The 25,325-nt window shown below is 46.8% G+C and carries 21 protein-coding genes and 1 pseudogene; 7 read left to right on the top strand and 15 right to left on the bottom strand.

Annotation, left to right across the window (positions count from 1 at the left end; translation table 11 throughout):
* Nucleotides 1-233: 233 nt before the first annotated feature.
* From NC981_RS22455 to NC981_RS22435, 5 genes are read right to left on the bottom strand one after another with little or no spacing between them, the layout of a single operon-like run.
* The gene (locus NC981_RS22455; RefSeq protein ID WP_348244934.1) at nucleotides 234-1,334 is read right to left on the bottom strand and encodes a hypothetical protein; all 1,101 of its coding nucleotides are present in this window, start codon (nucleotides 1,332-1,334) and stop codon (nucleotides 234-236) included.
* Between the two features lie 2 nt (nucleotides 1,335-1,336).
* Nucleotides 1,337-2,140, bottom strand: a complete 804-nt coding sequence (locus NC981_RS22450; RefSeq protein WP_348244933.1) for a hypothetical protein — start codon at nucleotides 2,138-2,140, stop codon at nucleotides 1,337-1,339.
* 17 nt (nucleotides 2,141-2,157) lie between these two features.
* A complete protein-coding gene (locus NC981_RS22445; protein WP_348244932.1) occupies nucleotides 2,158-4,980 on the bottom strand; it encodes a hypothetical protein in 2,823 nt (940 codons plus the stop codon).
* A complete protein-coding gene (locus tag NC981_RS22440) occupies nucleotides 4,955-5,281 on the bottom strand; it encodes a hypothetical protein (protein ID WP_348244931.1) in 327 nt (108 codons plus the stop codon). The genes NC981_RS22445 and NC981_RS22440 overlap by 26 nt, the downstream gene beginning before the upstream one ends.
* Nucleotides 5,282-5,287: 6 nt before the next feature.
* Nucleotides 5,288-5,890 carry a hypothetical protein gene (locus NC981_RS22435; RefSeq protein WP_348244930.1) on the bottom strand — a complete coding sequence of 201 codons (603 nt, stop codon included), beginning with the start codon at nucleotides 5,888-5,890 and terminating at the stop codon, nucleotides 5,288-5,290.
* A 726-nt stretch (nucleotides 5,891-6,616) separates the two neighbouring features.
* On the opposite strand from NC981_RS22435, the gene NC981_RS22430 reads away from it, so the two are divergent.
* Nucleotides 6,617-7,180 carry a recombinase family protein gene (locus NC981_RS22430; protein WP_348244929.1) on the top strand — a complete coding sequence of 188 codons (564 nt, stop codon included), beginning with the start codon at nucleotides 6,617-6,619 and terminating at the stop codon, nucleotides 7,178-7,180.
* Nucleotides 7,181-7,198: 18 nt separating this feature from the next.
* On the opposite strand, the gene NC981_RS22425 is transcribed toward NC981_RS22430, so the two are convergent.
* The 5 genes from NC981_RS22425 to NC981_RS22405 form a co-directional block, all read right to left on the bottom strand.
* Nucleotides 7,199-7,537 carry a hypothetical protein gene (locus NC981_RS22425; protein WP_348244928.1) on the bottom strand — a complete coding sequence of 113 codons (339 nt, stop codon included), beginning with the start codon at nucleotides 7,535-7,537 and terminating at the stop codon, nucleotides 7,199-7,201.
* Between the two features lie 247 nt (nucleotides 7,538-7,784).
* The gene (locus NC981_RS22420) at nucleotides 7,785-10,001 is read right to left on the bottom strand and encodes an ATP-dependent RecD-like DNA helicase (protein ID WP_348244927.1); all 2,217 of its coding nucleotides are present in this window, start codon (nucleotides 9,999-10,001) and stop codon (nucleotides 7,785-7,787) included.
* Between the two features lie 300 nt (nucleotides 10,002-10,301).
* On the bottom strand, nucleotides 10,302-10,928 hold the full coding sequence (locus tag NC981_RS22415) for a hypothetical protein (RefSeq protein WP_348244926.1): 627 nt from the start codon (nucleotides 10,926-10,928) through the stop codon (nucleotides 10,302-10,304).
* A gap of 188 nt (nucleotides 10,929-11,116) precedes the next feature.
* Nucleotides 11,117-11,479 carry a DUF6788 family protein gene (locus tag NC981_RS22410; protein WP_348244925.1) on the bottom strand — a complete coding sequence of 121 codons (363 nt, stop codon included), beginning with the start codon at nucleotides 11,477-11,479 and terminating at the stop codon, nucleotides 11,117-11,119.
* A 124-nt stretch (nucleotides 11,480-11,603) separates the two neighbouring features.
* A complete protein-coding gene (locus NC981_RS22405) occupies nucleotides 11,604-13,451 on the bottom strand; it encodes a hypothetical protein (protein ID WP_348244924.1) in 1,848 nt (615 codons plus the stop codon).
* 852 nt (nucleotides 13,452-14,303) lie between these two features.
* Between NC981_RS22405 and NC981_RS22400 the strand changes: the two genes are divergently transcribed.
* The 6 genes from NC981_RS22400 (at nucleotide 14,304) to NC981_RS22375 (ending at nucleotide 20,832) form a co-directional block, all read left to right on the top strand.
* On the top strand, nucleotides 14,304-16,346 hold the full coding sequence (locus tag NC981_RS22400; RefSeq protein WP_348244923.1) for a helix-turn-helix transcriptional regulator: 2,043 nt from the start codon (nucleotides 14,304-14,306) through the stop codon (nucleotides 16,344-16,346).
* Nucleotides 16,347-16,600: 254 nt separating this feature from the next.
* Nucleotides 16,601-16,840 carry a hypothetical protein gene (locus NC981_RS22395; protein ID WP_348244922.1) on the top strand — a complete coding sequence of 80 codons (240 nt, stop codon included), beginning with the start codon at nucleotides 16,601-16,603 and terminating at the stop codon, nucleotides 16,838-16,840.
* Nucleotides 16,841-17,205: 365 nt separating this feature from the next.
* Nucleotides 17,206-18,414: an RNA-guided endonuclease TnpB family protein gene (locus NC981_RS22390; RefSeq protein ID WP_348244921.1), complete on the top strand. Its 1,209-nt coding sequence runs from the start codon at nucleotides 17,206-17,208 to the stop codon at nucleotides 18,412-18,414.
* A gap of 165 nt (nucleotides 18,415-18,579) precedes the next feature.
* Nucleotides 18,580-19,260, top strand: coding sequence for a hypothetical protein (locus tag NC981_RS22385; RefSeq protein ID WP_190379193.1), 681 nt, complete (start codon nucleotides 18,580-18,582; stop codon nucleotides 19,258-19,260).
* Nucleotides 19,261-19,958: 698 nt separating this feature from the next.
* Nucleotides 19,959-20,141 (top strand): DUF6788 family protein, encoded by a 183-nt coding sequence (locus tag NC981_RS22380; RefSeq protein WP_190379192.1) that lies wholly within the window; start codon nucleotides 19,959-19,961, stop codon nucleotides 20,139-20,141.
* Nucleotides 20,104-20,832, top strand: coding sequence for an N-6 DNA methylase (locus tag NC981_RS22375; RefSeq protein WP_348244920.1), 729 nt, complete (start codon nucleotides 20,104-20,106; stop codon nucleotides 20,830-20,832). Before NC981_RS22380 ends, NC981_RS22375 begins: the two co-directional genes overlap by 38 nt.
* Here the strand turns inward: NC981_RS22375 and NC981_RS22370 are convergent.
* From NC981_RS22370 to NC981_RS22350, 5 genes and pseudogenes are all read right to left on the bottom strand, one after another.
* Nucleotides 20,797-21,055: pseudogene (locus NC981_RS22370) on the bottom strand (IS6 family transposase); the annotation flags it as partial. The gene NC981_RS22375 and the pseudogene NC981_RS22370 sit on opposite strands and share 36 nt — an antisense overlap.
* A gap of 65 nt (nucleotides 21,056-21,120) precedes the next feature.
* Nucleotides 21,121-21,639, bottom strand: a complete 519-nt coding sequence (locus NC981_RS22365) for a metallophosphoesterase family protein (RefSeq protein ID WP_190379191.1) — start codon at nucleotides 21,637-21,639, stop codon at nucleotides 21,121-21,123.
* 107 nt (nucleotides 21,640-21,746) lie between these two features.
* Nucleotides 21,747-22,736, bottom strand: coding sequence for a ParB/RepB/Spo0J family partition protein (locus tag NC981_RS22360; protein ID WP_190379190.1), 990 nt, complete (start codon nucleotides 22,734-22,736; stop codon nucleotides 21,747-21,749).
* Nucleotides 22,729-23,421: a ParA family protein gene (locus tag NC981_RS22355; RefSeq protein WP_190379189.1), complete on the bottom strand. Its 693-nt coding sequence runs from the start codon at nucleotides 23,419-23,421 to the stop codon at nucleotides 22,729-22,731. Before NC981_RS22355 ends, NC981_RS22360 begins: the two co-directional genes overlap by 8 nt.
* Before the next feature lie 286 nt (nucleotides 23,422-23,707).
* Nucleotides 23,708-25,210 (bottom strand): prolyl oligopeptidase family serine peptidase, encoded by a 1,503-nt coding sequence (locus NC981_RS22350; protein ID WP_348244919.1) that lies wholly within the window; start codon nucleotides 25,208-25,210, stop codon nucleotides 23,708-23,710.
* Nucleotides 25,211-25,325 lie beyond the last annotated feature (115 nt).

The following is a 25,325-nucleotide window of genomic DNA, read 5'->3' as shown; positions in this document are numbered from 1 at the left end:
TAGTTTTTCTCTCAAACCTATCACGTTCGCCTATTTCAGCCATCGGGAGGTGTGTAGCAACTAAAGTCTCCCACTGAAGTGGGTAGTTTCGACTAGCGTGCTGGGACAATGAAAACACTGATCGAGAGTCCTGCAAATGCCAGCGGCAGGATGTCTGTAGAATCCAGTTTAAATCGCTGACTTTTTCGCTTCAAATCAGAAATTTGCATAACTGTGTTGAATGAATGCGTGAATTATTTGATGGGCAGAGTTGAAGTACCGATCGCAATGATTCGAGAAACCCCACCAGAAACGGCGCGAAATACTGCCATGCCACCGCCACCCGCAAGAGCTAATGCTAAGACAGGCGATAAAACACCGATGAGTAAGAGAAATCCAATATCCGAGGAAGATTGAGCGTCAGCCGCAACAACTACGGTAGCAGCAAGTCCAACCACGACACTGTAGGAAAACTTAGCAAGTCCTAAGCTAAAGAAGCCGATTAACCATGCCCAAAGCGGACGACCTTGAAGCGGAATGACTGAGCCAGCTACAGCAATCGGTCCAATTAGTCCGGTTAATAGCATGGAGAGTTCAATCAAGTTCGCAAATGCCCATTGAAGTCCTTTGAGGACTTGTTGAGCAACCGCTTGACCTGCGGTAGCAATCAGTCCTTCTCGAATGAAATTGGTCAGTAAGCTTGGAGCCGTCAAAACTTTGCCTGCCGCATCTCGATTTTGATACTCTTGACTCAATCGTTCATCGATCGCGCGTAACCGTTCCCAAAGCCTTTGTACTCCGACCGTCATCCAGCCTTTTTGCTGATATTCCTGGGTCAATAGGGTTTCGGCTCGCTTACCCGCCTCGCGAAAGCAATCAATCTGTGCTTGTCCCTCTTTGGCTTCACATTCAGTGTACTGTTGCTGAATCAAAGCTTTTGCTTGTTGAGAAACAACGACATCATTGAGTGCTTCGAGCATTGAAACCTCACCGATTTGTACCTCTAGTACTTTTCGGGTTTGGTCATTGATGATGTTTCGGATTCCTAATGTCATTGATCCTAGCATAGCTCCGTTGTTAAAGAGCAATGCAAAAATAACAAATACCCAAATTACATCCGGTAGTGCTGGAAAGATGCCGCGTTCGATCGCATCTTTAACCCAACCAACAGCAAAAAATACGAAAGCACCGACAAGAATTGTGGCAGCAAAAGCATTAATGCCGTTGTACAGTCCATTCGCTCCATTGAAGATGTCTGTCCACCGAGCATCCCAGGCTCCTTGAACTTTCTCAACTTGGCTGATGCTATCTTCAATGATGGTCTTTGCTCCTGTCACTTGAGCCAAGGTGAACATAACTACCTCTTCGTCGAGTTGCTTTGAGTGCTGTACAGACCAGGAATGTAGAGTTCAGTGCGAGTTGCACCACCAATTTCTAACTGTCGTGCAACCCGCTCACGGCGATTCGATTCGTCGATGCCCTCGCTAGTGTTAGCGGCGAGTTGTGCGATCGCGCTATCAAGCTGCTGAATTTGCAACAATGCAGTGTGATTATCGGCAGTCAGTTGAGCTTGATTGATCACAATTCCTGCCAATGCTGCATTGATCTCAGCATTGTTCTTCATGATATCTTGAGTCACTGTGAGAGATTTTGCTTGTTGAGCAAGCTTTTGGGTTTCCTGATATCCTTTCTGACTGGTTTCAACAATCTTTGAAATTCGATCGGCTTCTTTTTGAATCGTTGTTTTTCCTGTTTCTCCCAGCATCAACGCCGACATCGATCTCGCTAATTCTTGATCGTAGAGGTTCGCTAAATCTCGTTGACGCACAACTGGATTTGTGGTTAGAACACCAGGATTAATCTCTGTTTGCGTTGTCCGAACTTTGTAGGGATCGGGTGACTTAGAGCCGGTTGCTGATTCTAGCTCGTTCCATGCACCACCCATTGCAACTTTCATCATGGTTTCAAAGATGGGATCAAGCTCGTTGAATTGCTGCTGAATTCGAGCTAGAGGATTGAGATAGTTATTCAGTACCCACTGCTGCACTTCGTCGCCAATGCCTCCCGGCATGAAAGAAGCGGTAGCTACACCAGCGACCAGTAACGGAATGACTGTCCCTGTTCCAATGATGAATCGTCCAATAATTCGCGATTTTTTCATTTTCAATTTCCCTCCTATTACATCAATGTCATCGCTTTGTGTCCGTTGCTGATGTAGGTCAAATCATCGGTTGTAGTAGAAGTTGATGTGTCTTCTACCTGCCACTCCGAAGCGATTTTTTCGGAATTTGGCATGATCGTATCCATTGACCGACCTGCTCGAACCGCTTCGGCATAGAGTTTGGAGAAAGCGGAGTACCCATGAAACTTATTGTCATATTGAGCCAATACTCGATGCCTTGCCCGTTGTTCCTTTTGGTTGTTGGCGACTGCTGCTAATAACTCAAACGAGGGATGATGGCTACACTCGGTTAATCGAGCATCAGCATCTACAAGCCAGTGAGAGCATAGCCGTGCAGGGTCGGTTCGGAAAGATTCATCCGTGTTTCGCATTAATACATTGGGGTCATAGCCGAAAAAGCGTTGATACGAAGCAAGGGAGTTTGGCTGAATTGCGCCAACAATGCGAGTGTTAAGGTTTTGAAGAATTTGAGATCCAGCAACCGAATTCGCGATCGTATCTGGATCTTGTCCACTGATAATTGGACGAATCCCTGATTTCGCACCGTTGGCGCAAACCTGTCCAATAATTTGAGCAATGCCGTTGTATTTGAACAGAATTGGACTTTCATCAATTGCTAGGATACTATCTGTCACCTCCAACGCTTTTCTAAATGCCATTGATTGAGCCGATAGCGCTAACACTGCGGCTTCAATGTTGTCACCGACATTCCGCAGTGCAAACACAATGAATTTGGCATCGGTGCGAATCGTACTGGGCTGAGAGATCGCTTTCCCGACGCGACTGGTAAGCCAGCCTTTTAACTCTAGTAGAATGGTGGCGATCGCTTCAGAAACCATTTCAGACTCAATCTCTAGATCTAGATGCGTTACTAATCTGATAAAGTCAACGAGCGTTGGCATTTCAAGCCAAGCTTCGCTGCCAAATCCTCCTTCAAAGGCGGCACCGTATCGAGCTTGAATTTGCCCATCATTGAAGAAAGCCGCGATCGCTTGCCATAGAACGGTATGGACTCGCTTACCCAGTTGCCCCTCTGTCTCTGTTCCCATCACCATGATGTTGAGTGCTTTAACCAAGAACTCCTTGTAGTCATCGAGCCGTTCAGCCTGTTGCTTTTCGGGAAGATGACGAATATCTGGAATCTGAAATAAGTTGTTTGCCTCAGACCCGATATCAAAGTAAGCACCCTGGTCTCCGAAGAATCTCACCAAATCGGTGTAAGTGGTTGTTCCATCGGCTTTAGGATAGTCAAGCGAAATGACGTGCATTCCGTTAGCAATGCCGCAGGTAAAAATGTCAGACATTAAAACCGACTTACCACTGCGGGTTTCCCCCATGATGAAGATGCCTCGATGCTTAGTGATGAAGTCGATTAGAAGTGGCGCATTCCCTTCACGAGTAATGAACTCTATTCCGCGTGAATCGACAGGTCTAGTGCAGGCAAGGGGCATTAATCCAGGGGCTTCGTTCGTGAGATACAGTTGCTTACGATCGTCACCTAACAACCAATCATCCACAATTGGAAGGGAGCGTAACCATAACGACCAAGCAACCTCAGTTTCTCGGATGAAATCGCCCTGCGGAAAGGCATGCGTTAGCTTCTGGCAAGCTTCAGACAATGTATGTGGATCATTTCGGTAGATCAGTGCCATGACGGAAACCCAAATTGGCATTGCACCTTCATAAATTTTCTCCTGAGCTTCCACCCCCTTTTTCATTCGCATCTGTGAAAGAACATCAACGTTTTTAAGTTCAGCGGCTCGATGAGTGGCGGTGTAGTTCTGTTTTGTGAGCCGTTGCAAAGTGATTCGAGTCATCGTGCGATCTGCAGCCGCCAACTCACAGACAAATTCGCAGTCTGGAAACTGTGAAAACACTTTCCAAAGGTAGTAAAGCTGGTGTTCGGGTGAAGCAAAGCCAGGGGGTTTTGACTCTAGCGCGATCGCGCCCACATATTTGCCTTTCACCCATGCCCACTCTCGATCTGCCTTGGGATGGCTGGGTCTACCATTCTCCCCACGAATTAGCACACTCAGCGCGTGATAGGGTTCTCGAATCTCTTCTTGCAAACGAACGGTTCCCGCAGTTTCTTGAAGAATCAAGCATTGAGGCAAAGGCAATGCTTGTCGAGTATTGAAGTCACTCCAGATATAGTTCCAAAGACTCCAAGCGGTCATCGGGACTCCATGCAATCCCATACGGGTATTGATTTGCTGCTCCCAATACAAATAGCCATCGGTGAAAGCTTGAGTTAAAAGTTCCAAATAATGTGCCTTCTCCTTCGACTCCTTCATGCCCTTGAGCGTTTCGTATTGATTGACAAGCCATGCCAAGAGCTTTTCGGTACGATCTTTACTGGTTCCTCGTCCTGGCTCGATCGTGTAAGTGGCAAATAGATAGATTTGCTTCGGTTGTCGTTCACCTCGCAAGGTTAGCTCTCGTGTTGATCTTTGCTGTGCAAGTAGCAGGAACTGGGTTTCTAAACTTTCAGTCGAGTTGATCAGTTGCTCTAGCTCTTGTTGGCGATCGATATCATTGGCAAACGATCGCAGATGAATGCGGAGTCGATCGCCTGGACGTAGCCCCTTCAATCCTTCTTCCAGTCGAGCCAGAACGCTCTCTGCTTGACCATTGGCAAGTAGAGTATGAATTCCTTCAACTTGGAAACCGAATATGAATGAATATTTGCGCCCTTTTTTAAGCAAATATGCGCCGACGTTTCGACCTCGCAGTTCTAGACTACAGATGAATTCGAGATGGGATTCATTTTCAAAAGGCTTGAAATGATAGTGCTTAGTGCTGACCCGTTTCTTCGTCATGTTCTTGCTCTAAACAACTGGTGTAGTGAACATAGCCTCGATTCCAGTCGGGGGGTGAGACAAACTTATTCGTAAATCTCCAGGTTCTTTCGCCAACCACAAGCCACCAGGTACTCAACCCCCAGGTGCTGACCAGCAGAAACCATAGAAATCCAAGTGAAAGCACAACCCGAACCAGAAAATAAGAAACAACTAAGACCACCAGCGAAGGTGCTAACAATGCTGCTGGAATGGGACCTAGACTCGGTTGCTTTCCTAAGCTCTGATTAACGGAGCGAAAGTGCTGATTACCTTCAGTCATAACGCTTTACCCCCTTGCCGCTGTACCACCGCCGAAGAACATGGCGCTGAGTCCTTCTACAACCACAACGGCAGCGACGACAATAAAGGCGTTTTGCATTAAAGGTTGCCACTGTTCACCCCGTTGTGCTTGGTAAACAGCAAATAGGACAAAGCCAACCGCAGTTACCCAAACCACAATTCTGAGTAAGCCGAATAGAAACGTGATAATACCGCTATCGATATACTGTCCAAAGATGGTGTTAGCTTGCTGTTCAGCAGAATTGAACAGTTGAGCCGATGCCGGATCAGAGCTAAGCGTAATACCTGCAAAGCACAAGGCAGCAGCGATCGCGCCTAGCATTCTCCAGCCTCCACAGCGACGGAACCAAGGCTGCGAGGTGAGAAGTGGAACCCATTCGACAAATCGAACGACTAAAGCCGCTAGAGCAACCATGAACCAAATAGAAACTGGGAAGTGAGTGATGATGAGCAAAGTGGTTAAACCCAAACAGGTGACGAACGGAATGAAGGGGCTTAATCGGTTTTTTCGGCTCAAATGAAGTGGTTCCTGCGGATTTGCGCTGTACAACAATCGAGCCAAGTGAGACTGGAACGAGGGGAATGCCATCGTTTTGACTCCTGATATGAAAGAAACACTAAAGCTTTGTCGCGAAGTTACCAAACAAGACTTCGTGCATGAGAGTGAAGATGAATTTGGTGTGCTGCCCTGATCGAATTTGCAAGTCTTCTGAAATTCGAGACAAAAGTATCTTAAGCGGATCGTTCAAGCTCTCGACAAAGTTTAAAAGTTGAAATGGTACAGGGCTACTGTGTTTATTGAGAAAGGGTTGACGAACATTAGGTGGGGAGATTACGGATCAGGGAATTTATATTCTTCTTCGGCTTGAATTCGTCTATGTGAATGAGAATTTGCAGTGCACGAGAACCAAAATCGAGAGATAAAAGCCCGATATCGTAAGCTTTCTAACTCCTTGACTATAAATTCTTACGATCACGCAAAACGATGGATAGCTCGTATGCTACTGAATTTTATTTCTATATAGCTAAGTGATTCTCTTCTACGTAGTTGTGATTGATGAAACCAATCACTAAGGAGCTATATTTCTGAATCAGTGAATTTCTTAAGATTATTTTTATATTGAAATTCGCCGTTCTTTTTAGTATTTCTGTCTCTCAAAAAGGGGAGCTTTTGAGAATCAATATTTCAATCGCTTTCTAGTTCCTAGAGTTTTGAAGGTGGGTTTCACAACTACTATCAAAATGATAATTCTAGTTTTCCGGTTAGCGATTTTAATTACGGAAGAATGTTAAAGAAGATTACAAATCATGGTGCATGTTGATTGGCTACAGACGAATTTCGCCTGATGACCAAACGCTAGACCCGCAAACTGACACTCTGAATCAGGCAGGGTGCGATCTCATTTTCACGGACATCACCACTGAGCCAGGAGCAAAACAGCCCCGACTCGATGAAGCAATCGCTTATGCCCGTCCCGGTGATGTCCTCGTCGTGTGGCGATTGGATCGAGTTGGCAAATCGCTCAAGCAGCTATTCGAGTGGATGATTGAATTGCACGATCTCGGAATCACGTTCAGAAGCTTGGAAGAGGATTTAGACACGCAGCGCTACGATGCGGCAGAAATGCTACGGGTACTGCGGGTATTAGTCAACTCCGAGCAGCAGGTCGTGACTGAGAAGACGCAAATTGGTCTAAAGCGTGCGAGAGCCAAAGGGAAAAAAGGAGGACGCAAGCGCTCCCTAACGCCGCAACAAATTCGGATTGGTCAGACGTTGGCAGCCGATCCCACACAAACCGTTGAAGATGTGTGCCGAACCTTGAAAATCTCGCAGTCAACGTACTACCGCTACATTCATCCAGAACGGCAACAGGAATAACTATTTTCAGCTTGATTCTTAATCAGACTCGGCTTGAGGAAGATCTAAAACGATCGTGGCTTGTCGATCAATTAAGGCTTGCAGCATCGAGAGTTGTTGTTCGAGTTCAACGATCCAGTTTCGTCGCTGGATTCTCGCCAGCCAATCGCGATATTTTTCACTGCCAATCTTCCCCAAGCCTTGATGCTTTACTTCCGGGTTGGTGCTAGTGAGTTTGTAATATTCATAGATTTTGCCGCCTTTGTTCTGAAAGTTGGGGCTGATCCAGACATTTGCGGGAGCGACAGCGCCGGAGTTTCTGATTTGGGTCATGAGAGCCAGCAGGCGTTCCCGTTCGGCAAGTAGATGTTCACTCACTGTTTCTTGTCGGTCTGAGCTTACACAGACAAGAATACAAGCGAGATTTCTTGTCGATCGAACTGTTCACCGACAAGAAGCAAGTAATTTATGCTGATGCTCAAGCGGGACAAAATGTTTTGGGCTTGCGCTCATCTTGGCTTTTTGTCGATCACCGAACGAAGCGACCAGAAAGTGCAGGACCAATCTTCTGGCTCACTTTCTGGTAGTGCTATTTCATCAAGGATGAAGAGTAATGGCACTACTCTCACGACTCACTCATCCCAGTGACCGCTGCGTGTTCCTGCAACCGCTGACTCAAGAGTGTATACCGCCGTTGATCACGACATTGAGTGACCGCATAACGCAGTGCTTGCGATTGTCCCACCAAAATCGCCAAGTGCTTGGCGCGAGTCAGCGTCGTATAAAGCCACGGACGACTCAGCATCACTGCGTTTTGCATAAACAAAGGTACGATCGTCACTGGGAATTCAGAGCCTTGTGCCTTGTGTCCAGTAATACTGTATGCCAATGTCATCTGGTCCCATTCGCTACGGTGATAGTCCACCCAATGGTCCTCGAACTGAACACCTAACACCTGTGCTTCAGCATCATAAGCTTCAATCACCCCTAATTCGCCGTTCATCACTTCGCGCTCATAGTCATTCTCAAGCTGAATGACACGATCACCCACTCTAAACTTCAGTTCCTCAGACTGCACTTCTAGCATTTGACACTTTGACGGATTCAAGAGGTCTTGCATCATCGTGTTGATCGCTTTTGTGCCAATTTCGCCTTTGATCATCGGACAGAGAATCTGCACATCGTTAAACGCATCCCACCCGAGTTGAGGAAGCGTTGCACAAATCAGCTGACGAATACAATCGATGCCATGCTGCGGAGAGTAGGACGGCACCCAAATGCAGTCCGATTGTATCGATGCGGAAAGGCGCTCCATCTCCAAAAGTTCACCTCGGTTGATGGCATGCGCCTGACGAATAATTGCAGAACTTTGAGCTTGTCGCCACACTTGAGTTAACCGCACCACCGGCACTTGTTCTGACGCAATCAACTCTCGAAGGACTGCTCCGGGTCCCACACTGGGGAGTTGATCGACATCGCCAACGATGAGGAGCTGAGACTGAATGGAAACAGCTTTAATTAGTGCGTGAGCTAAAAACAAATCTGCCATCGAAAACTCATCGACGACAACACAGTCTGCAGGAATGGGTCGCGTTTCATCCCGCCCAAAGTAGCCGCTTCTTGGTTCGTATTCAAGCACTCGGTGCAGCGTGGAAGCTTCTCGCCCACTCAACTCCGACAGTCTTCGTGCAGCTCGTCCGGTCGGAGACGCTAGAGCAACTCGCTTTCCCATCGCTTCCCACAGTTCGACGATCGCACGAACTGTGTGAGATTTGCCCACGCCTGGACCTCCAGTGAGAATCACCACTCGCTCTGATGCTGCCAGTATCACCGCTTCGCGTTGTTCGATCGATAATGGCAGATCTGAAGCTTCACAATACTGCTCCATCCACGTTTGTACAAAGTCGCCGTCCACGCTCGTAGAGTGATCCAGCCGCAGTTTGAGCCGGGACGCGATCACCGTTTCTGCCCGGTAGAAAGCAGGTAGATAATAGCCCAACCGCCCTGGATACTTGCGGCTTTCTTCAACTCGTAATTCCTCAGCCGCAACGAGCCATCCAAGCTGCTGTTCGATTAAATCTGGCTGTGGGCGATAGTCGGGACGGGCAAGGAGCCGCACCGCTCGTTCGACAATCGCGGCATGCGGCAAAAAACAATGTCCTTCGCGTCCGGCTTCTCGCAATCCGTGCAGAATCGCGCTGCGGTAGCGATACTCGGAGTCAGGGGCAATGCCTAATTGAGTGGCAATGCCATCCGCCGAGTGAAACCCGATGCCGCGAATCTCGGCAGCAAGCTGAAACGGATTGTTGGAAACAATCGAGATCGCGTCTTCGCCATAGTGCTTCAGCACTCGAATTGCTTGACTTTTCCCAATGCCGTAAGTTTGCAGAAACATCATGACGGTATGAATCTGCCGCTGTCCCATCCAGGCAGAGCGAATCTGCGACAGTTTCGCTTGAGCAATCCCTTTCACTTCGATCAGTCGCCCAATTTCTGTATCGAGAATCGTAAGTGTGTCGAGTCCGAAGCGCTCCACAATCCGTTTCGCCATCGCAGGACCAATGCCGCGAATCATGCCGCTACCTAAGTAGACCTCGATGCCTGCGATCGTGTTGGGAATGTCTTCGCGATATTGCTCCACTTGAAACTGAGAACCATACCGGGGATGAGTCCGCCAAGTGCCCTTGAGAATGAGCGATTGTCCCTGGTTGAGTGCAGCAAAGTTACCCACGATCGTCACCGTTTCCTCAGCCGTTGTTTGAAATCGCGCTACCGTAAATCCAGTTTCGGCGGATGTAAAGACGATTGTCTCAATGCTACCAACGAGTTCCTCAGTATCCATGCTCAAGCGCAAGCAACCTGTAGCCGATCTTGCCACATTTGACAGCGTCTAGGGCAAACGTTTCCACATAGAACTGGTTTTAAAGCAAAGGGACGAGCGATCGTGCTTATGTCAATCGTAGTCGCGGCAATAAGAATCAATAAGGCTGTCTTAACCGAAGCGTAAACAGAGTGATGCAGAAGTTGATGCGATATGCACAAGAATTAGGAAGACGCTTGCTAACAATCAAGCGTCTTGCCTCTGAGGGTGACAATTGTAGTGCTTCTTTGGCTGCCACTCTTGATCCACAAAACTCAACAATCAATCGCTCTCGTTCTCTATCTGTTGCAAGTTCGTGAGTAACTGAACGGCTTCGCTATACGTTACTTGTGCTGTCGTTTTTTGCAAGTGGTGCATCACGAACCATTTGTACTGAGGCAATGACCAGCCAAGGCGGACGGTTTCGCGGAAGATCGATCGCATGATTGCTTCTTGTTCAAGAGTGTATTCAGGAGTGCGATCAGGATAAAAAGCAGGCGGTTGACCTGAAGCAGACCGCTGAAATAACTGTGCCGGAAACTTTATTACCATCTCTGATAGTTGAATCGGAGCAGCATTCCAGTAGTCATTGGGACGAAGATACCAATCGGCTTCACTTAGATCAAATGCTGGAGGTGGTGAGGTGTAAAAGATCGCCTGCTGTCCCTGTTGTTCAGGCGGAATGTATTCGACAGCGGCAGCACGGTCAAGCCAGTATTTCTCGTCCTGAGTGAGCGATCGCGGCTTGAATCCAATCGGCAATTTGAGATCGAGTAATCCTGCCTGCCAAAGCTGGCTGCGAGTTTCAAGATCAAGCTGCGGCATTCCTTCCCAAGTTTGACGATTTCTTGCTTGATTCGTTGTCCGATTGGCGGTGGATTTGACACCGAACCCTTTCGCATCAGCCATGTCGAGTTAGAGAATGAGTGTTGCCTCAATTGTCGCACCTCTTACTTCAATTGAAAGTTTTCTTATGTAAGTCAGATCGATTCTTATGTACGAAAGATGAGTTTCAATGGTAAATTTGTACATAAGAAATAAGCACTTTACATAAGAATTTCCTTGATCGCGTTGAGATTAGGTAATCAGAATCTCCACTAAATCTGTCTAAATCGCTTGCCGACATACCGGCTCTTCAGCTTGCCATTCTCGCGCCAGTAAGCATACCAATACGGTCCATGTAACTCTCCATCGATTCCTGCACACTTACATCCTGCTTTCCCACACCGAACTAGCTCCAACTGATACAGTCGCGCGGCTCCGCCGATACCGTTAGGATCGTCGCTCCGCTGTGTTTCAATCACTTCGCGTCCTTTTGCAGTAACCGCTTCTGAATGCACTGATTGTTGCTCAAGCGATCGTACTATGTCGCCCAATTCGGCATAAAGCTGTTTTGCCTGCGCCAGAGTGAGATGTCCGAATGCAGTCCGAAGTTTATCGACGTCAGGGCGCTTAGCCATCACTTTTGAACAAGGAGAGTAAATTGTCAACGCAACAAAAAGACATTTCGGTTGTAATTGAGCAGTCGATCAGCACAGAAGCCAATCCGTAGGAAAATTGGGACAGCGTGAGCATTTAGTTCTCCTAATTGCGATTCATCTCAGTGGAAGCGGTGTGACTGAGCCAATTGAGCCACTGTCGCAGTTCTAAATCACTCAGCATCGTGAGACAGGTTTCGCTGAAGTGCTGCCAGAGCATCCAATCGATTTGCTCAACCGACCAGCCTAATCGGGCAGTTTGCAATTCGATCTCGGCAAATAACAATGAGCGCTCCGATTGACTAACAAATGGGGAGAATTGCACTTGAGGCGCTCGCAGTTCATCCACTCGTTTCCATGCCATCGCTTCGGCAATCAGAATGGGATCACCAGAGTTAAGATATCGCTGCATTTGCTCAGCTCCTGTCTGACTCGACAAACTGGATTGAAGCTGATGCTCGATCGCGAGTTGAATTGCTTCTTCACACGCTTCTTGCTGTGCTTGAGCTTCAAGTGAATCCTCAATGTTGTTACTTACCGGGTTAGGGCAAGAACCTTGATTAACAGAAGAATTACCGCCTGTAGTCGCACAAACCTGAAGTTCAGAATCGCTAGAATCATTGCTAGAAACAGAATTACCGCCTTCGCCCTGTAATAAGCTTGTAATATTCTGAGAGCTTTTCTCTGGCTCTAATTGCTGTAGATTACCTAGAGAATCGCTCATGAGAAATTGAGGATGCCAAAGATCTCGATGACGATACAACGATCCTCCCCCGATTCGATATTGAAGTAATGCTTTGAATCTTTGTGTTGATTGACTGGGAAGAATTCCTTTTTCTAAGAGATCAGCGATCGCACTTCTAATCCGATCTCGTGCTGATTCTGATTGCTGTTGGTTCCAAGACGGAGCTTGATCGATTGCGCTTTCTAATTCTTCAGACTTTGCCTTAAACTTTCCTTTCTGATCCCCGTAATGAAAATAGTGACTTGATTGAATGCACCTTGCCCATTCTTCGGCTCGATGGTTAATCTCATGCTGGTGACGGCAAAACTCCTCATATCCCGGCAGTGACTTCGCGGTTTCAACAATCTCTTCAACTAGAGCACTTCCGACTAACGGTTGACCACCGGAGAGAACGTGATGAAAAATGTACGCTCTCATCGTAATGCGCCCCAGCAAGCGATTGGTTTGACCATAGTCAGTCCAACCGAGTTCGATTTCTGCATTCAAATCATTGATAAACTTCTCCGCTTTACCAGAGACTCGAAACAATCGTCGTTTTGCTTGCTTGAGAATTCGCTTGAGCAGTTGAGTGTCCAGTGAATTCCGGCGTTGAGCAAAGTGCCAATATTCAACAAAAGTCTGCTGTGTGCTCCAAATGGGCTGAAATTCCGCGTTCAACAAATACGACCCGACTTGCAGCGGCAGGCGGTGAGCATTGAACAGGCTTGGTGTTCCGTTCGCAACATAAGGCTTAGGGTTCGGAAAGGTTTCGAGCTGTCCGGGAACGATCTTGAAGCCAGAGTTTTCGAGCAGAGTCGCGACGGCAATCGCTAATTGCCAACTACTGTGAGCTTGCGGAAATGGAAAATAGAGATGTAATCCTCCGCTGTAGCTAGATGTGCAGACGATGGATTCGACTAACCCAAGCGGTTCTAATGCAGCAGCGATTCGACCAATTGCGAACGGGTCACGTTTCGGATGGTATGGGCTGCCAGCATCGATATCAATCAGACAGTACTGTGTTTCTGCACCGAAGCGAACACCATAGAGATATCCGCCCTGACGAATGAGACGATCTCCTAAAGGATGGCGAGACTCAGTTTGCCAGTTGACTTCTGCGCCAACACAAGGAAGTTCTGCCCAAATATAATCGTAACGATGTGGAAAAAGCGCGAGAAACTCATCAGTCCACTCACGCACGCTTTCAAGCGCGAAATGTTTTGTTGCCATAGCCCAGTAGTGAGTGAGTGTGAAGTCACCAAAAGCGATGTACTAAACACACTCGGTCGAAGATACTAGAATCCGATCTGTATAACACGAGCAGAATTCGGCTTTCGGCTTGTCAACAGTCTCGATCGCGCAACCCTTCTTAGTTTGTCAACATTGGCTGCAATCCTAACCCACCGTTGAGTTTGGGAAATGGTAGGTCAATCGATCCTAGAATCTACATTTGCGATCGCTAAAAATCACGTCTTATGATCCTAGAGCAGCAAAATGTGGCTTATTACAAGTTCGTCATTAAATTCTAGAACTTCTGTCAACATTGGCAACACCTTGCAATAGATATAGCTTTAGTGCATTGGTCAAATGATTCTAGAATCTCAGTCAACATTGTCAACACTGTGAAAAATGCTCATAGTCAAGCACGTCATTAATTTTTCCAGCGAATCGTCATTTGGCTGCATATTCTAATTGTTCTGCATTTTGGTCAAGCGATTCTAGAACTTAAGTCAACATTGTCAACAAAACTGAAGTTGTGAAGTTTTATAAAGAAATTGTTCAACAAGCGACTGGTTATAGCGCGAGCGTGTTGACCGTAATTGGCTTCACTTAAGGTAAATCAAGGTTTAAGGCAAAGTAATCTTCGCCCTCAAGTCACCGCATTCTAGAAAATTAGTCATGTGATTCTAGAAATGTTGTCAACGGCAACTCTAACGCCTCAGTTGAGTAAAGCATTGTCCTGCCTTTAGCTCAGAATTTGTAGACTGACAGGACCGTTGTTGACAAGATGGTTTTGTTGACAGCGCGAATGTCATAATCCTGTGCTGTGGTCTCTACAGGTATACTGATTCGAGTTCTCAAATGCTATTGGCAAATCGAATCATGCTGGTGAGCGCAGTGAAGCAAAGAAACACTAAATCGTCTCAATCTAAGTCAGCAAGACCGGACAAGGACGGTTCTGCTTTGCAATCTGTGTCAGAACAAGAGCTTCATAAAGACATTCCGCAGGGTTCCGTCTCAGGAGAAATAGAGGATGTAACAAATGATGCTCATAGCATGATTTCATCTGAGCGAGTGCATCAGTATGCGGAAAAATTGCGTTCTGGTAAGTCCTTCTTAAACCTGATTTTGGTTCACGTTGCAACGGGGATTAATCAGTACCGATTGCGACAACTTCGGTCGCAAGTAAAAGGCGACTCAGAACTTATCAATCTCTACAATGAAACCGAAAAAATTGGCGCATTGCAAAAGCAATCCATTACTCGGTTGGAGAAGCTATTCAAATCTGTTTTGAAGCAAGCCTCGTTTTGGGAGCAAACAGCGCATTGGATTACGGTTCGACTTGAGCAATGGGCAGTAGAGTCACGAATGCCAGTGGACTGCTCGATTCCGGGCGTTTTATCTGTAGAAGCTGATTCAGCACTACCGGAAGAAGAGGCTTGGCGTGAATCAGTCGTGATTAGTGCCTGTGCCTTTTATACTGCTAGCGAATGGCTTAGACATTTAGATTGGTCGTCGTTCTCGATCGAAGACCTTGAGAAACTATTGGGAATTCGATCTCCTGACACTTCAATAACTGATCCCGCACTCTTTAAGGACCATGAAATTGAACGAGTTGCCACAGGGTATCCCATTTTGACTGGCGCACAAGCACTAATTAATAATCAATGGGAAGACGGAGAATATCCATACTGGAAGAAACTAGTCGGTGAAGGATTCATTCAGCACAACATCGTGCGTCAAAGCCCATCGAACCAACAGATAGAATTAGTGCCAGGCAAAGCAGCCTGGGAAATTATTCAGCAGTTTGGACCAGAAGCAGCCTATGTCCTTCTCATTTTCTCTTCCTATGCGACTGACTCAGAAAAACCCTGGGAGCAGCAAATTCGATTAAAAGGAACAGACTTGATCCGTTTGTTTGGATGGGACAAGCGAACAGACATCACACTAGGGCAAAAACTAAAAAAAATTGGCAACTTGGTAGAGTTGGTTTGTAGCTTATCGGTGTTGATTAACAACATCAATGTTGGAGCGAATCGATATAACGTAGCTAGGGGCGCGATGTGGCTGCTTGAAGAATTAGAATATTCAGGGCAACTTGCACTTACCGTCGATGCCAAGAATCCTAGCGCTCTGAGCTACGAAGCGGGTGATCCAGATGAGTTGTATATTAAAGTTCGCCCTGGCAGTTGGACGGAGAAGTTTCTGAACTCTAGGGATTTGAGTGGAAAGAACGCCCTTTGCCAGTATGGGTATTTGGCGAAGAGTACACTACAAATCAATCCATATCGTCAACGGCTAGCGTCTAAGCTGGCAATCTTTCTAACAATCATGAGCCGGATTCGGCAAGATGGACGGTACGAAGTTGGAACATTGCTGGAGCGCTTAGAACCAAAAGAGCTGATGACAGTCGTTCAGCAGAGTAAACAGCGCCGGAGTGCATTGATTGCACAATGGGACAACGCACTTCTAACGCTACACGAATTAGGCTGGCAGATTGAATTTGACAATGAGACTTACCCTGAGTGTATTCGCCCAGAATGGAGTTTGACAGATGAGTCTGAGCCGACGCGAACTCGCCCTCGGAATTGGTTAACGCTTTGGCTCAAAGCGATCGTGATTATTAAGCCTACCGTTCTGATTCAGGAGAAGTTAGGCTCAGTTCGAGCGTCCAATTCTCAACGCACTGCGGACTTGCCAACTGCTTCAGACAATCTATTAGAACGAATTCCAGAGCTTACAGGTGCGGAACTTGCGATCGCACTAGATGCAAAAGGATGGTCTAAAGCAAAATTGGCAAAAGAGTTGGGAGTCGATCGCTCTCTGATTACCCGCTGGATTAAAGGTGAGCGCGTTATCCAGCCAAAACATCAAACACAAATTCGAGTTCTGCTGGAATTATGAGCTTTTCAAAGAAATCTACTGATTTCTTTTTAGGGTGCATTAGCTTCTTGAACTCTCAATATATCCAGAGTTATGCACCCTAAATCGTTCGAGCAAATTTGTTTTTTAGGGGACATTCTCCTTGCTGGAGCAACAATTTCACTCTTAATCGCACCCTAAATTAAAACTTTAATATGTCTCGAAAAAGGCGCAAACAGGATAACCCTACCGTAGAAAGCATCCTTCAAGACTGCTACTCACTTGGCTTGGAAGAAATGAAGTACTTGCGCGAGGCACTAGACGTATTGATCACTGAAGAAGCGCAACGCTTGACAGCAGAGCCTGATGAGTGGGACGTGAAGCGAGAAGAGAAAGTCCTAAAAACGGGGGCACGCGGCTCTAGAGGAAGTATTGAATTGAAAATGATCAACAATTGTGGTCCTTATGCTTATTTGCGGTTTCGGTCAGGGGATACCCATCATTCCTTCTATTTAGGAAAAGTAAAGGCTAGATGAAAGCTTGCAATCGATTTAGGGTGCATATAATTCACTATTGACGTAATTTACGGCGCAATGCACCCTAAAAGCAAATGAATACATCTCCTTACGATCGCTGTCGTTAAATGATCTCTAAGAGGCTGCAATCGAAAGAAAAAACAAGAATCACAGCGCTTTAGCTAATTCGGCGGGAAGCCCCGCGCTCTCCCGAAGGGGAGCGTCGGGATGAGAGCCAGGGCGTTGACGAGTTGATGCTTTGAACAATGTGCAGCGTAGCTGTACGAGGACTTGGCATCGATGAGGAACCGCCAATCTCCCAAAAACGAAGCGAACACAGGTACTCAAACTACATTAGAGTGATTATCAATCCACTCTAATTATTCATGCTAAAAGCGGTCAAAGTCCGAATCTATCCAACTGATGCCCAGCAAGTTCATCTTGCTCAGGCGTTCGGGTGTTGCAGATGGGTTTGGAATCAGTCACTTGCCATCATGTCTCAAACGTACAAACAGACAGGACGTGGTGTTTCAGCAATGGATATGAAGAAGCTGCTTCCCGTTTGGAAGAAAGAGTATGAGTGGCTTTCTGAGTGCTATTCCCAATGTTTGCAGCAATCTGTTTTGAACTTGGGGACGGCGTTCGGCAACTTCTTTGATGGTCGGACAGGTTATCCCACCTTTAAAAATCGGTATGGTCGGCAGTCGATTCAGTATCCAGCAAATGTCAAAATTCTGGGCGAGTCTGAGATTAAATTCCCTGGCAAGCTTGGAACGATGAAAGCAAAGATTCATCGGGATTGTGTTGGAAAACTCAAGACTGTTACCGTGTCGAAAATGCCGGATGGTCGGTACTATGCGTCATTGCTGTTTGACGATGGGACAACCAAGCAAGAATCAAGCAGTGAGGGTAAAGCCGTTGGGATTGACTTGGGATTGATTGATTTTGCCGTGACTTCTGACGGCTCTAAATTCAACAATCCGAAACATCTCAAGAAGCATGAGTGCAACCTGAAACGGAAGCAAAGAAAGCTTGCTCGTAAAAGAGACAAGACGATCAATAAACGGCGTAAAGCTAAGCTTGCACTCGCGAAAGTGCATAGCAAAATCTCAAGAGTGAGAGAAGACTTCCTGCACAAGCTATCCCGCAAGATAGTGAACGAAAACCAAGTGATTGTGGTGGAAGATCTAGCAGTGAAAAACATGGTCAAGAATCACAACCTAGCCAAATCTATCAGCGATGCGGGTTGGGGGATGTTTCAGACCATGCTGAAGTACAAAGCAGAGCAAGACGGTAAGATCTACCTCGAAATCAGTCGATTCTTCCCGTCCTCACATCTCTGCAATGCAACGCTGCTACCGATTCCAAAGATGGATCTCTCAGTCCGCTCATTCCTCTGTCCGCATTGCAAGGTGCATCATGACAGAGATGTGAATGCGGCAATTAATATCAGAAATGAAGGCTTGCGGATTTTGGCGTTGGGAACCAGCGCTTCTGCCCTTGGAGGCAATGTAAGACCAAAGCGGTATGGGCGCAAGTCTACGACCGCAGAGGCAATTGCTGATGAATTGGGAAGCCAGCTCCGTACCGCCTAGCGGTCGGTGTCTGGTAGTTCACCAAACGTTAAAATCGAATGCAGTTGAGCGGCTTCCCCATGCGACAATAGTAAATAGTACACTTGAATATTCAGAAACTATGGCTTAGAAGTGAGTTCTTCTAGTCAACCAGTAGCTTCCCAATCCTCAATTGCAAAACTTCGAGTGACTCATCCTTCATTGCCTGATAAACTTTCTGGTGCGCTGACGATCGCGCAGAAAAAAGTCTCACAAGTCTGCTACTCTTTCAATTGCATCGCGTTTGAGTCATGTTACGAAGGGAGCCGAGACGGGCATAACCTCCCAGCGACTCCTGGTTTATACGCCTTCAAGCATCGAGACGGACGAGTGCTGTATGTTGGCAAGAGTACGAACATTCGGAAACGCTTTAAAGCACGACACGAAGTGTTTGTCGATCTATTTTTTGCAGGCTATGCTGCGCCTGATGTGCGGATTGCGGTCGTTTCCATTTCTGGAAATTATCTGCCATTATTAGAAGTAATGGAAGCTCTCGTCATTTTTACGTTAAGACCAGAGTTTAATCGGAAAGTCTACTCGCTTGCGGAGATGGCAGCTATGGTGGCAGTGCGATCGTTTACAATTCCTGCGGATGTTGAATTGACGGATCTGCTCGATACTCAGGTCGTGTCGGCGATTCGCGACTACGGAGTTGCCAATGGGTTGACCCCGAACCAGGTAATCGAGTTAGCGCTGGCACAGTTTCTCGATTTTGAGGCAGTGACACTGGATGGGTACGAACATCTTCAGACCTATGCAGATTTGAAAAATGAGATTGCAATGCTGCAAGCAGAACTGCGAGGGCTGAAGCAGAACGGGGAAATGTAGATTTATATCGAGTGCGATCGCGGCTTCTGAGAGCGGACCGATAGTGAGTCGCTGCCTCAAATAGTCTTATGTATGACCTCAATATTCCGATTCGTACACAAGAAAAACTGGAGCATTAGCAGACTTCGTGTAGGTTCTAGCTGTACGTTTAGGCTGAAATTCGCAACTTTAGAATATGAAGCTTGAGATGGAGTGAGCGATCAAACGGTGCAGTGTAATCTGCTGCAAAATAGTTCTAGCTGCTTTAAAACAGCAATCAGCTAGAACTATGTTAAATGCGTCAAGCAAATTCACCTTGAATCTTGCGGCTGTAAAGCAGAAGAAAGCTGAAACAAAGGATTTATAGCAATCCTAGATTTCTTATGTACAAGCCGATATTGTGCTGTACATAAGAAAAGAGCTAACAAACTGGGCGCGATTGGGGACTGCGATCGTTCTACAATAATCAAATGCTTCTTATGTACACTCGTTAGTTTCTTATGTAATACAAATTGACGAGTGTACATAAGAAGCATTTTTTGTACATAAGATTTATATCGCAGCATCTATCCCTCTCTCAAATTCGCGCAGCTTTCTGCAAGCTTACATTAAAGCAGGCAAAGAAATTGCAGCGTGAATTTGAGAAGGTGATTCAGGAGTTAGAGGAGCAAACAGAGACAATTGCGCCAGCCTCTTGAAAGGGGCGGGAAGTGATTGAGGTGCAGTGGATTGATAATCGGCTCTATCAGTTAGAACAAGTGCGCTGTGGAAAGGCAAAGTGCAAGTGTGCAGGCGCGAATGGAGAACTGCACGGACCATATTGGTATGTCTACTGGCGCGAAGATGGAAAGCTAAAAAGCCGCTATGTTGGTAAAAATCTTGCTTCCACGCTCTCACGCTGAAACCCGTTTCAGTTTCATCGCCGCCTCGGATTTCTACCAAGCTAAAGAGGCGCATCCGCTTTTATTCGCCTTTGTACTAAAGATTATGGCGCGGGCGAGAGTGAGTATTAAATGTCAAGACCATTTCCGGGTCGCGACAGTGACAGGGACTTGTGGCTTTTTGGTGAACGCCTATGAGTACATTCTGGAGAAGTATACGAGTCCGGAGATTTTGTATGACGAGAAGGGCTATCAGCATTTAGTGGGAGATCGCTTGTCGGATGAGGAGCGGCAGTTTTTGCAGACAAAAGCATTTACGGCTTATGACAATGATTCGGGCATGACGATGCTGCGAATTGGCTCGATGAATTTGATGCTGCACGGAATTCAGCGACCGCGACTTTTTTATAAGGATACGCTCTCTAAAGGGTTTGACGATGAGCGATCGCTGGATGTGGTGCTGATGAATCCGCCGTTTAAGGGCAAGATGGACGAGTCGGATATTCATGAGAAGCTGCCCTCGAAGGTGAAGAAAACAGAGTTGCTGTTTCTGCATCTGATTTTGCGGGTGCTGGAAATGGGGGGACGGTGTGCGGTGATTGTGCCCGATGGGGTGCTGTTTGGGTCGAGTCGGGCGCATGTGGAGCTTCGGAAAAAGATTATTGAAGAGAATCGCTTTGATCTCGATGTACGTTTCGTCCACCCTCCCTGAATCGTTGGTTGGATTTAAGAAGGGACGAATGCGTTTATCCAGTTCTGGAGCAAATTTCAAAACGAGCGCGATTAATCGTGGAATGATCCACGGCGACACCTCGCTCCGCCATCATCTCCTCTAAATCTCGGTAGCTCAAAGAGTAACGACAGTACCAGCGCACATTCAGCAAGATGATTTCAGGCAAGAAGTGGTGCCATTTGAACAGGGAGTCAGTCGCCATTGAGAGCAAAGCTAGAGAAAATTGGGTCTTCACACCCTACCATTTTTGCGACACAACCATGCTGCTTAACTAGAAGCGCGAATACCAGTATTCTCACTTTCCAACAGATAGATAATTTCCGCGTGAACGGTTGTCTCCTGAACGACTAAACGGGCGACAGAGACTGGCAACTTAAATCGTCTTGGTCCTGCGCTTCCTGGATTTATGAACAGCACTCCTTCCCGAACTTCGACGCTGGGCTTGTGCGAGTGCCCGCTAATGACAACGCGAATGTTCTCAAATTTTGGTTCTAGCTTGAGATTCTTGAGGATGTGGATTAAGTGAATTGAAACTTGATCAATAGCAATTGTCTTTGATTCTGGAATAGTCTGTGCCCATGCTTCAGTGTCATTATTACCGCGTATCGCAACCACCGGAGCAATAGTACCGAGTTCTTCCAGGATTTCTGGCTTACCAATATCTCCCGCATGGAGAATGAGAGCGGAATTTATCAGTGCTTCGACTGCCTCCGGACGCAGCAAGCCATGCGTGTCAGAAATCACGCCAATTTGAGTGCCTGTTTGCTTCCGCCTACGCTTCACCATACCAAGGAAATTTTGATTCAGTCAGGGACTTAGCTCCAGTAAACTTTGGGCTAATTGTAGCGCTCATCTCAAGACAGTAATTCCCCTATGATGCACATCAATTTCCACTAAGATTCCAGTAGTGACTCTAACTCCTTCAGCAGTCTTTCCGCTTTAGCGCGCGATCGTCCTGTTAACGCTGTTTTTGACAGACGCTGCAACACAGACTTGATGCGGCTCGAAAATTCTAATTCTTCTTGATCTGCTCGTTTTGGGTCATGCTGTTCTCGCCAATCTTTGACGGTTTCGGCGATTTGCTCACGCGACCACTCTCCCGCGATTGCTTGTTCGAGCAGCTTATCCCGCGTCTTTTCATCGGTGATACGGGAGAACAATCGTGCTTTTGAGCCTTCAATTTTTCCTTGTATAATCGCGGTTTGAATTGAAGGGGAAAGTTTTAATAAGGGCAAAAAATTCGCTCGGAATCCTTCGGGGCTATAGCGTCCTAAGCGCTCAAATTTGCGCTCTACGATCGACCAGTGCATCTCAAGCTGATCGAGTGGAATCGAGGCGAGAACGCTATCAGTTCGGGGAGGACGATGCGTTCCATCTGGTTGACGGTTACGAGAATTCCAGTTGAATAGGGCGATGATTTGTTCACGGGGAAGAGATAACTCAAGCTCTAGCGATCGCAGGATGCCATGAACCGTTTCTAAGTCATTGAAATCCCGTCGTTTCAAATTCTCTTCAAGTTCAAGATCCAGCGCTTCGCCTTCGTCTACCTCAAAAATTAAGGCATCTACCCATTCAATCTTGGCTTGCTGTGCCGCGAGATAACGAGTTCCTCCCGCAATCAGCTTGTAACGTCCCTGCTGAGTAGGACGTACCCAGAGGACTCCTCGAAAGCCAGATTTGCGAAATGTCCTGACAAAAGACTGAATCAGAATTTCATCGTGTGATTGACGAACGCGATCACTCACTTCGATGTCAGAAACCCGCAGTCGGACAACGGATTCACTGCGATTTGATTCAGATTTTGGAGCAGGCAGGTTGTCGAGGTCTGCTGTGGGCATCATTGAACCAATATTTTGCAGTGCTGCTGCAAGCCGATTAGCCATTCAGAATCTCCTCTAGCAATTGTTGAATATCTGTCCATGCTTTTTCTGCGGTTTTTCCTCGGAGCTGCCCGACGGATACGCCACGACCAAACGCTTCATCATAAATTGCGTAATCGCGAATCACTGATTCAAACACCGGAATGCCTTGCGCTCTCAGCCCCTTTTTAAAGCTAGAAAGCGTTTCCTCCCGATTGTTCGGATGCACTCGGTTTAATACCACACGATGCTTTTTACTGCCTACCGAATCTAAGAGTTTTACTGTAGATCCAGTCACGCGCAGTTCGTCTTGCTTGGTCGAACTGGGGATCAAGATTAAAGTTGACCGCTGCACAATCTCTTCGAGATCAATGGGCTCAGGTCTGGCTTTGGTATCAACGAAGAAGTGACGACAGTTGCCCGTTTGCCCAACGGATGCAGTTTCGCTCATGACTCGTAAGGGAACCGTTTCGCTATAAGCAATTGATCTTGCTCCAACGAGGGTACTCCGGTTTGGATCACCATCAATCAAGATAGTCTCGATACCTCGCTGTGCGAGAGCATACGACAGATTAACCGCGATTGTCGTTTTTCCAACACCGCCTTTTTGATTGAGGATCGATACCAAGAGTGGTGTGATTGTCGCTTGAGTAGCAGGTGAACTGGCTGAAGCTTTTGTTTTCTTCCGAGACGTGGTTGAGGCAGGCATAGGATTAGTTGGAAAACAGCAATGCTTAAATTCTGTTGAAGCGCGGTCTTTTTGCTCTTGCTGTCGAAGGTTTCTGGTTTACAGCAGAACAGTTACCGCTCAAGTCTTTTCAATAGATGATACTGGCAAAGCGCGAAATTCGATCCGTTCTTTGCAAATTTTTCCGAACTTGTAAAGTGCGAATACCGGTATTCGCACTCGAGATTCTTGTCATTCAGTTCTTCGTGACGATTTCGGATTAGGTTTCTACACCTAATAAGTAAGTCAAAACAAGTTTCTTGTTCGCTCAATCTCGCGCTTTCAAATACAAATTACACCACCGCACCATCTCCCAAAGCGTATGTCCGATTCCTTCTTTTGATCGATATCCATGATCCTCAAACGGCAATTGCACCCACCGCACCGTTGCGCCTAGTCCCTTCAGTGCTTCAAATAGCCGCTCAGTTTGTATTGGATAAGTTCCGGGATTACTATCGTGCTCACCATGAATCAGGAGTAAAGGTACTTCAATTTGCGCGGCATAGGTAAAGGGAGCCATACGTTGATAAGTTTCAGTTGCCTCCCAAAAGTTGCGCTGCTCACCCTGAAAGCCAAAAGGTGTGAGTGTACGGTTATAAGCTCCACTACGGGCAATTCCCATTTTGAATAGCCGTGTATGAGCGAGTAAATTTGCGGTGGTAAACGCACCGTAAGAATGTCCCCCAATTCCGATGCAATCGCGGGTCGCCACTCCTCGACTGACGACATAGTCGATCGCCGCTTCTGCACCTGCAATTAACTGCTCGACATAAGTATCGTTCGGCTCAGCATTCCCTTCTCCGATAATCGGTAACTTCGGATCGTTTAGCACGGCGTATCCTTGCGTTAGCAGGAATAGCACCGATGCCCGACTTGGACAACTAAAATTGTTGTCTGAAGTGGTAATCTGCCCTGCGGTTTCCCGACTTTTGAATTCTGCGGGATACACCCAAAAGACGATCGGTAACGGTCCATCGCGCTGAAGATCATAGCATGCGGGCAGATAGAGCTTGGCTGAAAGATCAACTCCGTCTGATCGCTGATACTGCACCAATTCTTTTTGAACGCCCGCGAACTGAGGAGCTGGATCAGGATAATCGGTTAACGCCGCAACCCGTCGATCGCGGTAGAGAAAATAATTCGGTGGCTCTGTTTTTGATTGCCGCCGCGTGATAAAGCTTTGAGCATCTGCATCTAACACCGCTAGAACACTTTCGAGATAAGGATCTTGACATTGCCAAAGTCGTTTGGTAGTTCCAGTTGAAAGCGTCATGCGATCGAGAAATGGATAAACACCTTGCGGTGAAGCACCTTGACCACTGAGATAGATGCTTTGATGATCTGGTGTAAACAGTAGGATCTGCCGATCAAATTTGCCGAGTGTCATCAACGGCAAGCCCTCATCCTGATATTTATCTTCAAAGCTACGATCGACGAGCAGCATTGGGGGTTGAGATTGATCCGGAGCAATTCGCCACAATCGAATGCGTCGAGAATCATACTCCTGCTCCCAAGCCAATGCCACATCTTCTCGACCCCATCGAATGCGGTGGTACCGATACTGCGATCGCCAAATCTCTCGCGGCGCTCCTGTGAACGGAGCTTCTAACGTCATCCAAGCATCACGATGAAAGACATCGCGTGTCGGATCTCCGCCGTCTAATGCTTCAAGCCAAAAGAGTGTTGCAGGACGATCGCTGCGCCAACTGATACCTCTAAGTCCGGGTCGAACCGCATCGAATTTGATCGATCGCTGATCATCTAAAGGCAAATCTGCCAGCTCTCGCAGTATCTTTCCGGCTGCATCGAAGATTTGAATCTTTTTTGGAAATCGTGTTGCTGGAACCTGGTAAGAAAACGGCTGATGCAGCGTCGTCAGGAGAATA

Source organism: Leptolyngbya sp. DQ-M1, assembly GCF_039962505.1.
GTDB lineage: Bacteria > Cyanobacteriota > Cyanobacteriia > Leptolyngbyales > Leptolyngbyaceae > Leptolyngbya.
The sequence above is the reverse complement of the archived record's forward strand: the minus strand, read 5'-3'. Positions and strand labels throughout refer to the sequence as shown.

Excerpts from the sequence above, each read along its gene's own strand:
- NC981_RS22455 (WP_348244934.1), bottom strand. The coding sequence starts at position 1,334 with ATGTTCACCTTGGCTCAAGTGACAGGAGCAAAGACCATCATTGAAGAT.
- NC981_RS22450 (WP_348244933.1), bottom strand. The coding sequence starts at position 2,140 with ATGAAAAAATCGCGAATTATTGGACGATTCATCATTGGAACAGGGACA.
- NC981_RS22445 (WP_348244932.1), bottom strand. The coding sequence starts at position 4,980 with ATGACGAAGAAACGGGTCAGCACTAAGCACTATCATTTCAAGCCTTTT.
- NC981_RS22440 (WP_348244931.1), bottom strand. The coding sequence starts at position 5,281 with ATGACTGAAGGTAATCAGCACTTTCGCTCCGTTAATCAGAGCTTAGGA.
- NC981_RS22435 (WP_348244930.1), bottom strand. The coding sequence starts at position 5,890 with ATGGCATTCCCCTCGTTCCAGTCTCACTTGGCTCGATTGTTGTACAGC.
- NC981_RS22430 (WP_348244929.1), top strand. The coding sequence starts at position 6,617 with ATGTTGATTGGCTACAGACGAATTTCGCCTGATGACCAAACGCTAGAC.
- NC981_RS22420 (WP_348244927.1), bottom strand. The coding sequence starts at position 10,001 with ATGGATACTGAGGAACTCGTTGGTAGCATTGAGACAATCGTCTTTACA.
- NC981_RS22415 (WP_348244926.1), bottom strand. The coding sequence starts at position 10,928 with ATGGCTGATGCGAAAGGGTTCGGTGTCAAATCCACCGCCAATCGGACA.
- NC981_RS22410 (WP_348244925.1), bottom strand. The coding sequence starts at position 11,479 with ATGGCTAAGCGCCCTGACGTCGATAAACTTCGGACTGCATTCGGACAT.
- NC981_RS22405 (WP_348244924.1), bottom strand. The coding sequence starts at position 13,451 with ATGGCAACAAAACATTTCGCGCTTGAAAGCGTGCGTGAGTGGACTGAT.
- NC981_RS22400 (WP_348244923.1), top strand. The coding sequence starts at position 14,304 with ATGCTATTGGCAAATCGAATCATGCTGGTGAGCGCAGTGAAGCAAAGA.
- NC981_RS22395 (WP_348244922.1), top strand. The coding sequence starts at position 16,601 with ATGAAGTACTTGCGCGAGGCACTAGACGTATTGATCACTGAAGAAGCG.
- NC981_RS22390 (WP_348244921.1), top strand. The coding sequence starts at position 17,206 with ATGCTAAAAGCGGTCAAAGTCCGAATCTATCCAACTGATGCCCAGCAA.
- NC981_RS22375 (WP_348244920.1), top strand. The coding sequence starts at position 20,104 with ATGTTGGTAAAAATCTTGCTTCCACGCTCTCACGCTGAAACCCGTTTC.
- NC981_RS22365 (WP_190379191.1), bottom strand. The coding sequence starts at position 21,639 with ATGGTGAAGCGTAGGCGGAAGCAAACAGGCACTCAAATTGGCGTGATT.
- NC981_RS22360 (WP_190379190.1), bottom strand. The coding sequence starts at position 22,736 with ATGGCTAATCGGCTTGCAGCAGCACTGCAAAATATTGGTTCAATGATG.
- NC981_RS22355 (WP_190379189.1), bottom strand. The coding sequence starts at position 23,421 with ATGCCTGCCTCAACCACGTCTCGGAAGAAAACAAAAGCTTCAGCCAGT.